Genomic DNA, 13,870 nt, shown 5'->3' on the forward strand with positions numbered 1-13,870 from the left:
CGCGATGCCTTCTCTCCGGAAACCCGGATGACGCCGCAATAATCTGCGCGCAAGAGGACGAAAGCACAGCCTTGGTTGGGATACCCGGCAAGATTTCTCGCGCTGTGCGAGTATTGAAGCAAGACTTGCGCATACACTCTCGCAAGGGGCTTGACAGACGCGCGGGGGACGTGGTACAGTCCGGCTACAGTTGAATCGACAGTTTCTCAGGTATGCAGACGAACGCGAGAGATTTGGCTCGATGACCGTTCGGGCAACCAACCGCGAGGTGGGTGCCAATGCCAACCCGGTAGTTGACGGGAACCATGGCTGAGTGGAGCTGAACCAAACATTACAGCCCCCTCAGAATGACCTGAGGGGGTTTTTATTTGTACACCCCTGTCTTTTCCCTCCTTTGTCTGCATCACCCAACCAGGACCGCTGTCCACGTGCCCCTCCCGGGCCGTTGACAGCAACTGCATTCGGTGGTGGCACAAAGCAAAGAAGGGAGAGTGCGCAGTGTCAAAAAAAAGGGCAAACGCCAGAAAAGAAGACGAATCGGGGATGCCGGACCCCCAGGCGAACGGCGACAAGAACAAGGGACTTCCGCCGTTGCCGTCCTTGCTGTCCGAGCAACTGGGGCTCGAGGGGTGGACCCAATATGAGCCGGTGCTGCTCGCCGCTCTTGCGTCCGAGGAACCGCTGCTTCTCGTAGGTCCGCACGGTTCCGCGAAGAGCTTTCTGTTGGAACGGCTCGCGGGCGCACTCGGCCTCGAGTTCCGGTTCTACAACGCCAGCCTCATCAACTACGACGACCTCGTGGGGATTCCGATTCCCTCCGAAGACAGAGCCAAACTCCAATACATCAGCACGCCGTCCGCGATATGGGACGCGGAGGTCGTGTTCTTCGATGAGATCAATCGCACAAAACCCGAGCTGCAGAACAAGCTCTTCCCCATCGTGTACGACCGCCGCGTTCAGGGAGTACTGCTCGAGAAACTGCGTTTCCGCTGGGCCGCGATGAACCCGGCCCCGTCCGCGGAGGGCGAGAACGACGGCCTGGCGACCTATCTTGGCGCCGAGCCCCTTGACCCCGCGCTCGCGGACCGTTTCAGTTACCTGATCGAGGTTCCCGGCTGGGATAAGCTCACCGATAAACAGCGGCGGAGCATCCTGCGCGACCAGTACAAGGGCGCCCACGACTTCGCGATGGCGCCACAGGATCTGGTGAACGCCGTACGCGTACGCCTGAGCGAACTGCGGGAAGACCACTCGTCGCTCCTCGAGGACTACATCCTGGTCCTTCTGAGGCACCTGGCCGAAAAGTCCGTGCGTGTATCGACCCGGCGTGCAAGCACGATCCACCGGAATATCCTGGCTGTTCACGCGGCCCGGCAGGTGCTGTACCAGCAAGCGCACCCGGATTTCTCGGTGTATCGCATCGATTGGGCCACGTCCGCCATCACGGCGCTACGCTTCAGTCTCCCGCATATCGCGTTGGGAGAAGCGCCCGACGAGTTTGCGTTGCTTGCTGCTCACAAGCACGCGTGGAAGCTCGCAGACCTGGATGCCGAAAATGCCCTTCACGATCTGCTGTCAATCAGCGACCCCGTTGAGCGTTGCCTTCGGGCTTTCGAAATTTCAGACCGTCTTGGCCCTGCCCAACTCGGGGATATGGTCATCGAGGCCGTCGAAAAAGCCCCTGGCGAGGGTGAGCAGAAAGCGAATGCCCTGGCCTTCTACCTGGCCATGCGCCGCATACCAGATATCCCGTTGTACGTCTTCGAGGCGCTGGCCGGGCCCTTGGAAGCTTGGTTGAGCAGCATCGGAGAAGACGCCAAGCACCGATCCAGCACGGTGAGGATTCTCCAGGATGCGCCTGATGCTCTCAAATCCGCCTCGGAAGAAGCACGGTTGACCTTCAAAGGCCATCTCGCGGCATTGTTGAACGGCGTTTGGGATGAGTCAGACCTTCAAAGCGCCGCGGACCAACTTGCCCGGTTGTGGGACGCCCTGGGACTTGCTGAGACGGAGTCGGGGCAGCATGCGCAAGTCGCGTAGCAGGTCTGAAAGCAATGTGTGTAGAACAACGACTCGTTTTGAGTCGGAAACATAAAGAAGGAGAAGATACTATGTGTTCACCCAGGACTTTCTTCAGGCACCCAAGCACCCTTTCGAGTACTTGCTTTGCCACGGTCGCACCGGTTGCGTTCAGCTTGCCTCACGCACTTTATGCGGCGGGCCTGCTCAAGACCGACCGGCTCTGCCACTTCGTAGGACTCAGGCAGGATACGCGTAAGCAATGGAAGAATCCCGCCCAATACGGCCAACTGTGGCAGGCCATCGCCAAGCTGGGCATCAGCAGAGAATCCATCGACGAAGAAGCAGGGAAGCTCCAGGGCATCCTTCTGGGCCACGCGCTTCAACCCAAGCGCGACACGCTTTTCAACAGCGGGATGAAGTTCTCCCGCGACATTGCGCACACCCTGATGGTTTTGTCGCGTGTCCGCGGGCAGGTCTTCTCCCCGGCCAACGAACCCGACTATTCGTGGGATGCACTTCTCTCCAGCATCTTCTGCGTGCATGCCACCCGGTTTGAAGGCGTTCCTCTCACCGACCCAGTCTGGCCCCAGGAGCTGATTGAGGCGGAGCGCAAGGTCCGGGAGGAGAACAAGCCGAGGTGCCTTTTCCGGGAATCCCGTCGGGTCTGTCACTGGTAATCTGGAAAGCGGCATTTCCTCAGAGCGCAAACGAAAGAGGTCTGACATGATACCAACGGTTGAAAAAGAAAAGAACCTTCGCGAACGGATCCTGAGCGTATTGCCGGCGGGCACATACGCCATGCACCGGTTCCTGGATCTAGTGGATGTCCGCGTGGATGAGGTTTGTCCGACTGCTTGTGTGGAGACGGGGCCGCAACCCCGTCTCCACCTCAATGCCGCCTTTGTGGAGACGCATTGCCAGGCCGACGAACACCTCTTCCTGCTTGTGCTCCACGAATTGCGCCATCTCATCATGGGCCACACACAGCTCTTTCCACGCACGGGCGACGCGGAGAACATTGCGTTCGACGCGCTTATCAACGCGGCGCTGTGCCATGAACTGCCAAAGCCCGAGTATGTATGTTTCTTCGAATCCCTGAACGGCACTGGGACCACTGCCCAGCGGCTTCTCCGACCGCCCGAGAACTGGTGCGAGCTTCGCAACCTTACCGATGACCGCAAGGTAACCCCGCGCCTCATACCCGAGCTCTACGGGGGCTGCTCCATGTCCGTCAAAGAGAAGCGGCTGCTTTACCGGCTCTACTTCAAGGATCCCGCGAAGGTGAGCTTCCAGGAGATTGTTGATCTCTTGCGTTCTCAGAAAACGCCCCTGGAATTGCCCTGCCTTCTCGGGGATCACGGAGCCGCCTTTGGCGAGGGCGGCAATGTCGCCGATTCCGCGTCCCGGGGCTGGCAGGGAGACGAAGACGCCGATGCCTTGCGTGACGGAATCGTGAAACAGATACTCCGGGATATAGCCGACCGGATGAAGACATCCGGCAAGCTGGCTGGGTTAGGCGGGAATGCCTGCAACTTCCTCATGCCCGAAACCGTGAACCCCCGCCGCCAGTTTCTGGTCGCGCTGCGTCAATTCCTCATGAAAGCCGCCATTTTCAATGTCCACAATGCCGGGGGCTTCGCTTATCGCATCGTGAACCAGGCCATCGAATTCAACACGCCCGTGCCGGAGTGGCGCGACCGCCACGCTTGCGCCAAGGAAATATTGCTGGAATCTCCGCCACTCATGTTTCAGTCATCGGTTCAGCGGAACCGGCGGCGCTGGGAGCGTTCCTCCCAGGCGCACGTTTACCTCGACATCAGCGGCTCGATGGGCCGCGACCTGCCCTGGCTGGCAGCGGCCCTCGACCCCCTGGAAAAGCAGGGCAAGTGCCGCATCTTCGTGTTCAGCACCGTAGTCGATACTGTCCGCAGGGGAATGCTTCTGACCGGCAAGCACAAGAACACATACGGTACCGACATCGACTGCGTGCTCAGGCACGTCCTGGAACTGCCAAGGCACCTGGCCCCTTCCCGGGTTGTCGTGCTGACCGACGGATACACCCGCTGTCCGGAAGACCGTCTGGCCCGTGAATTCCAAAAACGACGCATGAAACTGTACGTCGGCCTTGTTGGTCACAGCTCTGGCACATACCTTGAACGCTATGCTACATTAATGACCACGTTGCCGGAGCCAAGGTAATGGTGGGGGCAAGCGGGCCATGAATCGCTCGCTTGCCGCCCGTTTTGCGCAAGACACCGGCCGAATGAAAGGAGTCATTAATCCGTGGACGATGTAATTGTTCTCGATCATACCGTGGAACTCTACGTGGCCACCCAGTGCATATGCGGACGGAAACTTCCCGAAGACCTCCGCGACACGGTCGCGAAAGACGTCAAGAAGCAGTTCAACAAGTGGTTTAACGCATCCTCGGTGCAGCACGGCGTTGAAGGGAGCTGGACGCTGCCGGACGGCACACTTGCCGAGGAGAATGTCGATATCGTCTATTCCAAGTGCGACCGCGAGACTCTGGAGAGCATTGCCGACGAGGTCAAGGGGTTTGCTGTCGCCGTAGCCGATCGCCTCAGCCAGGACCGCGTTTCCCTGGTTATTGACGGCACCATGCTCCTTTACCCCCGCTCCCGGACCGATGTGCCGTGCGTGCACGAAGCGAGGAAACTTGCGGAGCCCACGGAGCACGACCTTGCCGAAGCCGTCAGGGCGGCCAGTCCCGCCGCCAGAGTGGACCGGCTCAAGGCCATTCACGCGCTCGTACAACGCGACTGGAGCGAGGACAGCGGCCTTGAAGCCGCCCGCGACCTCTTCTGCGGCCTGCTTGGATACGAATACGCCGGAGGGCACCTGCCCTGCTACAAATGGCCCGACAAGCTCTCCGGCCATATCGCGGGGCCGCCCATGATTCTCGCCGATGCCAATGGGTTCAAGGTGGTATATCTGCAGCTCAGCCGGGAGAAACTGCTCCGGGTTCCCGAACGCGAGGTCATTGCGCGGATTCTTCACGACGATCCGTCCTTTCGCGGCGTCTTCGTCGTCTCGGACAAGGCCCGAAAACAGTGGGAGCTGGTCAACGCCAAGGTTTCCAGTGAGTCCGTGCGGGGGCTCATCCTCCGGCGACTGCAGATCGGCGTCGCCGACGGCGGACGCACCACCACCGAACGCCTGGCCATCCTCGATATTACCGGCGAAGACAAACTGGATGCCGCCGCGATCCAGCAGCGCCATGACAATGCCTTCGACGTCGAAGCGGTCACAAAGGGGTTCTACAAAGACTATGTCGCGGTGTTCGAGCAGGTCGAAGCGCTGCTCCCCAAAGAACTCGATGCCGAGAACCGGCGGAGATTTGCCCAGACCCTGTTCAACCGCCTCATGTTTCTCCGGTTCGTCGAACGCAAAGGCTGGATGGAATTCGGCGGCCGAGTTAGGTATGACTACCTGCACGCGCTCTATAAAGCCGGACAGAACGAGAAGAAATCGTTCTACCGAAACCGGCTGCGCCGCCTTTTCTTCGAGGGACTCTCCAAAGAGAAGGACCAGCCTGCCGACGTCATCGGCAAGGTTCCCTTCCTCAACGGCGGCCTTTTCGAGGAAACGCCGCTCGACAAGAAGGTGAAGAATGTCCCCGAAGAGGCGTTTGAACCCCTGATCGGCGCAAACGGCCTGCTCTACCGCTACAATTTCACCGTCACGGAATCCACGCCCGTTGACGTCGAGGTCGCGGTCGATCCCGAAATGCTCGGGAGAGTGTTCGAAGGGCTGGTAAACGCCAGACACGAGAGCGGCTCCTACTACACGCCCCGGCCTATCGTGGCCTTCATGTGCCGCGAAGCACTGAAAGGCTACCTTCTCGACAAGACCGATTGCCCGCCCGACGCGGTCTCGAGCCTCGTGGATGAGCACGACGTCAAGGGAATCACGCCGGTCGCCGCCGGCCAGGTCGTTGACGCCCTCGAACACCTCAAAGCCGTTGACCCCGCCTGCGGCTCCGGCGCCTACCTGCTCGGGCTGCTGCAGGAAATGATCAGCCTATACCAACTCCTGTTCCGCGAGGAACTCGTCACGGATCCCCGCTCGCTTTACGACCTTAAACTCCACGTTATCAGCCACAACCTCTACGGCGTTGACATCGACCCGCTGGCCGTGAATATCGCCATGCTACGCCTCTGGCTCTCGCTCATCGTGGAATTCGAGGGCGGCAATCCGCCTTCCCTGCCCAACCTCGATTTCAAAATCGAGTGCGGTGACTCTCTGCTCGGGCCCGACCCGCAAATTACCGACCTCTTCCTGGTCCAGTTCTTCGAAGCTCAGGCAGCCGGCCTTCAAAAACTGAAAGACAAGTACATGAAGGCCCACGGCGAAAACAAAGAAGTTCTCCGTCAGTCCATCCAGAAGCAGCAGAACCGCATCGAAAAACAGCTCGCCCCGGCCCGGCAGGGCGCCATGCATTGGTGTCTCCAGTTCGCCGAAGTCTTCGGGGAACGACGCGGGTTCGACATCGTCCTGGCAAATCCGCCATACGTCAGACAGGAGCTCATCAGCGCAATCAAACCGCAGTTGAAGGAGACATACCCCAAGATATATGCGGGAACGGCGGACCTCTACTGCTACTTCTACGCCCGGGCTATCGAACTGCTTCGAGATAAAGGCATGCTCGTCTTCATCTCTTCAAACAAATGGTTCCGGGCCGGGTATGGCGAGAATCTGCGGCAACACATTGCCGACAGCTGCAATGTCCTAAGCATTACCGACTTCGGCGATCTTCCGGTTTTTGAAAGTGCTACAGCCTATCCAATGATCTTCGTAGCCAAAAAGAAGACCGGGAATGAAGAGGAGGACGCTGCAAGGGCAAGTCTAGAGCCTACGCGCTTTACGCGTGTAGAGTCCCTTAACCCGCCTTATCCGGATGTCTTGGCGATAATTCGAACGGAAGGCGATGCAATTCCTGAAGATGCTTTGAGGGGAAAGAACTGGACAATAGCCAAGGGTAAAACGGCTGCACGTCTTGCCCAAATGGAGCAGACAGGCGTGCGCTTGTCGGAGTATGTGGATAATCAGATTTACTACGGTATCAAGACTGGCTTCAACAAGGCGTTTATCATTGACGGTGTCAAGCGCGCCGAACTGATCGCTGAAGATCCCGGGAGCGCCGACCTCATCAAGCCGCTGGCACTTGGCAAAGACATACGCAAGTGGCGTATCGAACAGAAGGATCGGTGGCTCATATTCACTCGCCACGGCACTAGCATTGACGAATACCCGGCCGTCAAGCGACATCTCATGCGCTGGCGTGAGAATCTGGAACCACGCCCTCGGGACTGGCCCAGCGGCGAAGAATGGAATGGCCGCAAGCCAGGCCCATACAAATGGTACGAAATACAAGACAATGTCGCATACTATCAAGAATTTGACAGGCTGAAGATTGTCTATCCCGTCATTGGAAAAGGGCCTTGTTTTGCCTTCGATGACTCTGGCGCGTGTACAAATGACAAGGCGTTCATAATACCTGTAGACGATCTTTTCCTGCTGGGAGTTCTTAATAGTTCTCCATTCTGGGAAATGATAAGGAACATGTGCTCTCCCCTCCGGGGCGGTTTTTGGGAGTTACGCTCCGTGCATTTAGGAGAGATGCCGATCCCCATTCCTGAGCCTAGGCGCAAGAAAAGGGTTGAGCTCCTTGTCAGGAAATGCCTCGAGTCGCGCGAGAAAAGCAAAGCTGACTTGGAGCAGGAAATAGACGAGATAGTCGCGGGTCTGTATGGGCTGTAGGGAGGCGTCGGGGGAAGTTGCTCTGAACGATATACAAGAGGCGTATGTTGGCGCGCGAAGGTGCCCCTTTGAACGGTTGACGGCTCCGAGAACCATCCAGTCTGGGAAGAGCGGGAGAGCGCACGATAATCTTGTAGGCTCGCAGCTAACAGTAGGGGAATACACGAGATGGAGCGACGGATCCGAGGAGCCTTGGAGACACGTCCACGAACCGAATCCATTAAGAAGGTGTTCTGGGAATTATTGGGGTTCGATCCTGTTCGGGACAGCCTCGGCCCGCTCTTCCTGGGCCATTCTGACGTAACGGATGTAGAAGTCTTCGGGGCGTTGGAGGATTTTCCGCTTGTCCTTGTGACGTTTGATGGCCTCAGCCATTGGGGGCCTGCGCAGGTACACGACGCCTGGATGAAGGTCAGGAAGACATGGCCGTCCTGCCTGGTTCTCGGGACGGATTCGGCGCGGGCCGACTGGGTCCTTGCATACCAGGAGCCTGGCAAGACTAAAGTTATCCTGCTGCCCATTTTCAAGGACAAAGACTATAGTGCCCAGTCCTTAGGGCGGATCGCCTTCGCACTTGACCTGTCGACATCCGCGAACGCCATCGATATTGAGAAGGCGCTGGCAGGAGCGCTCAATTGGCGGCGTTGCGATGCGCTGGTAGACCAATGGGTTGAGGAGCATAGCGGGCCGTCGCAGCCCGCCCTGTCACTCTGGATGGAGACCATGCGCGCGTGGCCACTATTCACTGAAGAACAGGAGAGAGAAGTCTTCGAGAAATTGGCAGGATTGTGGCCGATGGACGACCGTGACGGTCAATTGTGCCCCTTCGGCCGGGCGCGGCCCTATTTCGAGGAATGCGTGCTCAGGAATCTTCGCCTCGTCGCCTGGCTCGCCCACAAGTACAAATGGGCTTGCCAATCCGCCAATCAACTGCTGGATACGCTGCAGGAAGGCACGATTGGCCTTATGCGCGCGGTACAGCGCTTCGATATCGCGAGGGACGTCAAGTTTTCAACGTTTGCATATTACTGGACTCGCCAGACGATAACCCGGTACTTGCATGAAACCTTCGGAACGATACGAGTGCCCGTGCATGTCCATGAACAGTTAACGCGGATGAAGCGCGTAGAAAGGGACTTGTCTCAGAATGGGATGCCCTTTCCTCAAATGGAAGACATCGCCAATGCTATGGGGATGCCGCTGGATCGTTTCAGGGACCTGCTTTCCGTACCGCGTTACCGCCTTGCGTTTCAAGACAACTGCAAAGTAAGCTCCCGCACGCATCCCCAAGTTCCTGACGGTGCTTTTGGCAATACGCAGAGTTATATTGCCATGATTCTGGTGAGAGCGACTGTGGACGAGGCCCTTTCGGCCCTGCCGCCCAAGGAGGCAGAGATCATCCGCCTGCGTTTTGGACTTGACGGTGATGCTCCCAAAACTCTGCAAGAGGTCGGTAACTTGCTGGGCTTGACCCGTGAACGCATTCGCCAAGTAGAGAAACAGGCTCTGGAAAGATTGAGCAAACCACCCCTGAAAGCGCTCCTTAGACCGTGTTGCGAAGAAGTCCTGAATTTCGATTCGCCCTTCTTCGCCGGACTCAACTAGGAAGAGGAAGTTACGAGCTGCCATGCCACACGACATCATAGACAACCGGAAAGAGAAGCTGGTGGAGCACATCAACCAGATTCTGGGCACGACGGAGTCCGCGAAGTTCGCGGTGGGGTATTTCTTCCTGTCGGGGTTGGAGGCGATCCAGGAGAACCTGGCCAAGGTGAAACAGCTGCGGCTGCTCATTGGCAACACGTCGAGCAAGGAGACGATAGAGCAGATCAGCGAAGGGTACAAGCGGCTGGAGCTGGTGCAGACAGCCGAGGAGAAGGAGCGGTACCTCAAGCGCACGGAGAAGAAGCACCGGGCCGACGAAACCGCCGGCAACCTGCGCCAGACGATCGCGATGATGGACCAGACGGACGGCGGCGAGAGCCTCGTCAGGACCCTCATCCAGCTTATCGAGGAGAAGCGGCTGGATGTGCGGGTGTATACGAAGGGGCGGCTTCACGCCAAGGCGTACATCTTCGACTATCCGTCGGAGGGGCATTACGAGACCGGGATCGCCGTGATTGGCTCGTCCAACCTGACATTGTCGGGATTGACGCACAACACCGAACTCAACGTCGTGGTGCACGGCAACGAGAACCACGCCCGGCTGACCGAATGGTTTGACGGCCTGTGGGAGGAGTCCGACCCGTTCGAGGCGCACCTGATGGACGAACTCAAGGCGTCGTGGGCCGCGGCACGGGTCACGCCTTACGACATCTACATGAAATCGCTCTACGCCCTGGTGTCGGACCGCCTGGAGGAAAAGGAAGGGGGCGAAATCCTGTGGGACGACGAGGTCACGCGGAGCCTGGCCGAGTTCCAGAAGGTGGCGGTGCGCCAGGCCATTCAGATGATACGCGACCATGGGGGCGCCTTCGTCTCCGACGTGGTGGGGCTGGGCAAGAGCTACATCGGGGCGGGCATCGTCAAGCATTTCGCGCGAACCGAGCGGGCCCGTCCCCTCATCGTGTGTCCCAAGCCGCTGGAGGACATGTGGGAGAACTACAACGAGATCTTCGAGCTGAACGCGCGCGTGCTGCCCATGAGCCTGTTGCGCTATACCGGCAAGGGCGGATTGCAGAGCATTCTCGAGGAGCAGAAATACCGGGACCGGAACTTCGTGCTTATCGACGAGAGCCACCATTTCCGCCACCACAGTTCCCAGCGTTACGAGGTCATGGAAACCTATCTGGCGCGGGGCGACAAGAAGGTGTGCCTGTTGACCGCGACCCCGCGAAATCAGGACGCGCGGGACGTCTACAACCAGATCAAGCTGTTCCACCCCGACGATATCACCCATCTTCCCATCGATCCGCCCAACCTGAAGGAGTATTTCCGGCAAATCGACAAGGGCGAGCGGCGGCTTCAGGACCTCCTGGTCCACATCCTGATCCGGCGGACGCGGAAGCACATCCTCCGGTACTACGGGTACACCGAGGACGCCAACCGCCCGATGCGGGAGCTGTCCAACGGGCAGGCGAAACAATACCTCGACGGCGGCAAGCGCGCCTATGTGCTTGTAGCGGGAAGACACCAGTATTTCCCGCAGCGGGAGTTGGAGACGCTTCGGTACAGCGTCGAGGAAACGTACAAGGGGTTGTACGACCAGATCCGCCAGTATCTGGGGCGCCCGGCGGGAAAGAGGTATACGCCGAATCCCAACGAGGAACTGACCTATGCGCGGTACGGGCTCTGGCGTTACGTAAGAGCCGAGAAACAGAAGGCCAAACCCTATGGCGACCTGCAGCGGGCGGGCGTCAACCTGCGCGGCCTTATCCGCGTCATGCTGTTCAAACGGTTCGAGTCGAGCGTCTATGCCTTCCGGGAGACCCTGAAGCGGCTCGAGAAGATCCACGAGTACTTCCTGCAGGCGATCGACGAGGGATTCGTGCCTGCCGGCGAAGACGCCCAGAAGCTGCTGTACGAGTCCGACGCGCTCGACGAAACCGGCCTGATGGATTCGCTCCGGGAATCGTCGGGGCGGTACGACATCCGGGATTTCGACGCTGAGCGGTTGCGGGAACACCTTGAGGCTGACCGCAAACTGCTTGCGAAGATGGTCGGCCTGGTCGCTCCCATCACTCCGGACAAAGACGCCAAATTGCAGACCTTCCTCGCGAAACTCGACAAGAGCATCCGTAAGAAGCGGGGCAAAGTCCTGGTTTTCACGCAATACGCCGACACGGCGAGATACGTCTACGAGAATCTCAATGGGGATGGCTCGCGCAAGGATGTGGAGTCGATCTACGGGACGGACAAGAGCAAGGCCCGCATGGCCGCGCGTTTCGCCCCCCTCGCAAATCCGCACATCAACGTCGGGGACGAGCAGGAAGTCAACACCCTGGTGGCGACCGACGTGATGTCTGAAGGTCTCAACCTGCAAGACGGGGACGTCATCGTCAACTACGACCTGCACTGGAATCCCGTGCGCCTGATTCAACGGTTCGGGCGCATCGACCGTATCGGCTCTGAGAACGACGTCGTGTGGGGCTTCAACTTCCTTCCCGAGACGTCCCTGGAGAAGAATCTCGGCCTGCGCGCCGTGTTGGCGAAGCGGATTCAGGAAATCCACGACACCATCGGTGAAGACGCCGCCATTCTCGACGAGAGCGAGAAGTTGAACGAGGACGCGATGTTCGCCATCTACGAGAAGAAGGGGCAGCAGCTCAGCATGTTCGAGGACGAGAGCGGCGATTTCGTGGACATCAACGAAGCCGAAGAAATGCTCCGTTCGCTCAAGAAAGAGGACCCGGCGGAATTCGAGCGCATCGCCAACCTGCGGGACGGCATCCGCTCCGCGCGCCACGTGTTCTCGGGCCGCGGGAACTACGTGTTCTGCCAGGCCGCACGCTACCGCCAACTGTTCCTCACGGACGAGGACGGCGGGGTGGTATCGCGGGACGTCCCGGCGGTGCTCGGGCGGATTAAATGCTCCAAAGACGAACCGGCGGCGGTGATACCGCCCGGATACAACAGACAGATCGGGAAGGTCATGGAAATCTTCGCGACGGAGGTCAAACATCGCAGGGCCCAGCAGAAACACAGTCTCTCGCTGACAGTGGGCCAGACGTATGTTCTGCGCGAGCTGCGGGCCTTCTACACCTCCCTCGAAGACGGCGACGAGGACCTCCGCACACAAATCGCCATCCTGGAAGAGGCATTCAAACACCCCGTAACGGCCGCCATCCGCAACGAACTCAACCGCGTGCGCCGAAACGGCATCACCGGACCGAACCTCCTCAAGACCCTCAGCGACATCTTCCACGATCACGGCATGAAAGACCGCGAGACCTCCAACCGCCGCGAAATGGCCGAAGAAGCCGACGAAGTCCCCCGTATCATCTGCAGTGAAGCCATGCTGTAAGCTGGAGGCTTTCCGGCTTGAAGCGAATGCGACTCTCAACCTATAGGCCCCCAGAGGGTTGATTCGGCTGCTGGCACTGCGAGCCCGTAGCAGACAGCAAGAAGTCATGCGAGAAAACAGGGAGACCTTGATTCCACATTGAACAGCAAGGGCCCAGAATGCACGCGTGTAAACAAGGGTGTTCAAAAATCCCAGAAATTTTGTGAGTGCATGTGTATACATCTGCACCGAATCGCGTTTCCCCCCTCGCCCCCCTCGGTCTTCTCCGCACGCGCTGGCTGGCCGCGGTTGCTCGATGCCCCGACGGACGGGTTGCCTCGCTTGCTCCGGAAGCGGAAAACCGATCGGCCTCGGCGCCCTGCCGAATCAGCACGCACACGGCCGCCATGTTTCATGACTCGACGGCGGTTGTGCCGAACGCATGCGCCTCGCTGCTAGCGGTCCGGGAAGGCGTGCACGGAAAGGGCTAAGCTCCGGGACTAGCACGAATAGCAGAAATAGCACGGCCTTGTTGCGCGGCGTCTGCTCACCTGTTCACTCCACGCTCAGCACAAGAGGTGCGGCAGTCGCCTCGCCACACGAGAAAGTCAGCAACTGCCCAACGCGGCTTCCTCGCGGTCTCTCCGCCCCGTTAGCGGGTCAAAGCCCGCGTTTCAGTATCAAGACGCCCAACCACGATGCGACTGCATCACGGAATCTCCGTCCTGGCTGTCGCGAGCGCCGGCCCTCGGGAGTAATCCCTAATCGATCCCGCGCTTCTCGGGCAGTACAATGCAGGTCCGTCAGGGCGGCGCCATCCTTGCGGCCGAGCCCTTGGCGTTGCTCTTGGCGTCGTCTGCAAAACGTGCACCTTCCCCATTCGGAGTTATTTCGAGAGTGGCGATACTTGGTCCTAGACATCGACCATGATCGGGTGGGATTCCAAGCATGGTCAGCCCCGCTGACGCGTCGGAAACCGAGGGAAGATTTGGAACCCGCAAAGAGGTGAAAAAGACCGGAATTCTGGAGTTAGGACGGAGTTACGAAACAAAAAAGGACTCACACTTTCTTGCGTAAGTCCTTGATTTGATTGGTGGGCCGCGGGCGACTCGAACGCCCGACCTT

Annotated in this window: 6 protein-coding genes and 1 riboswitch; all 6 genes read left to right on the forward strand. The window is 58.9% G+C overall.

Going from position 1 to position 13,870, the window contains the following annotated elements; translation table 11 throughout:
* Positions 1 to 207: 207 nt before the first annotated feature.
* A riboswitch (SAM riboswitch) is annotated at positions 208 to 312 on the forward strand.
* A gap of 186 nt (positions 313 to 498) precedes the next feature.
* The 6 genes from PLJ71_20990 to PLJ71_21015 all read left to right on the forward strand — a co-directional run bounded on the left by PLJ71_20990 (position 499) and on the right by PLJ71_21015 (position 12,766).
* Positions 499 to 2,040, forward strand: a complete 1,542-nt coding sequence (locus PLJ71_20990) for an AAA family ATPase (protein ID HQM51171.1) — start codon at positions 499 to 501, stop codon at positions 2,038 to 2,040.
* Positions 2,041 to 2,111: 71 nt separating this feature from the next.
* Complete coding sequence (locus tag PLJ71_20995; protein HQM51172.1) at positions 2,112 to 2,699, forward strand: hypothetical protein; 588 nt, start codon at positions 2,112 to 2,114, stop codon at positions 2,697 to 2,699.
* Between the two features lie 46 nt (positions 2,700 to 2,745).
* Positions 2,746 to 4,221 (forward strand): vWA domain-containing protein, encoded by a 1,476-nt coding sequence (locus PLJ71_21000; GenBank protein HQM51173.1) that lies wholly within the window; start codon positions 2,746 to 2,748, stop codon positions 4,219 to 4,221.
* Between the two features lie 84 nt (positions 4,222 to 4,305).
* On the forward strand, positions 4,306 to 7,803 hold the full coding sequence (locus PLJ71_21005; protein HQM51174.1) for an Eco57I restriction-modification methylase domain-containing protein: 3,498 nt from the start codon (positions 4,306 to 4,308) through the stop codon (positions 7,801 to 7,803).
* A 192-nt stretch (positions 7,804 to 7,995) separates the two neighbouring features.
* Positions 7,996 to 9,408, forward strand: coding sequence for an RNA polymerase sigma factor RpoD/SigA (locus PLJ71_21010; GenBank protein ID HQM51175.1), 1,413 nt, complete (start codon positions 7,996 to 7,998; stop codon positions 9,406 to 9,408).
* A gap of 22 nt (positions 9,409 to 9,430) precedes the next feature.
* Positions 9,431 to 12,766, forward strand: coding sequence for a phospholipase D-like domain-containing protein (locus PLJ71_21015; GenBank protein ID HQM51176.1), 3,336 nt, complete (start codon positions 9,431 to 9,433; stop codon positions 12,764 to 12,766).
* Positions 12,767 to 13,870: the final 1,104 nt, after the last annotated feature.

The organism is Candidatus Hydrogenedentota bacterium, assembly GCA_035416745.1.
GTDB lineage: Bacteria > Hydrogenedentota > Hydrogenedentia > Hydrogenedentales > SLHB01 > UBA2224.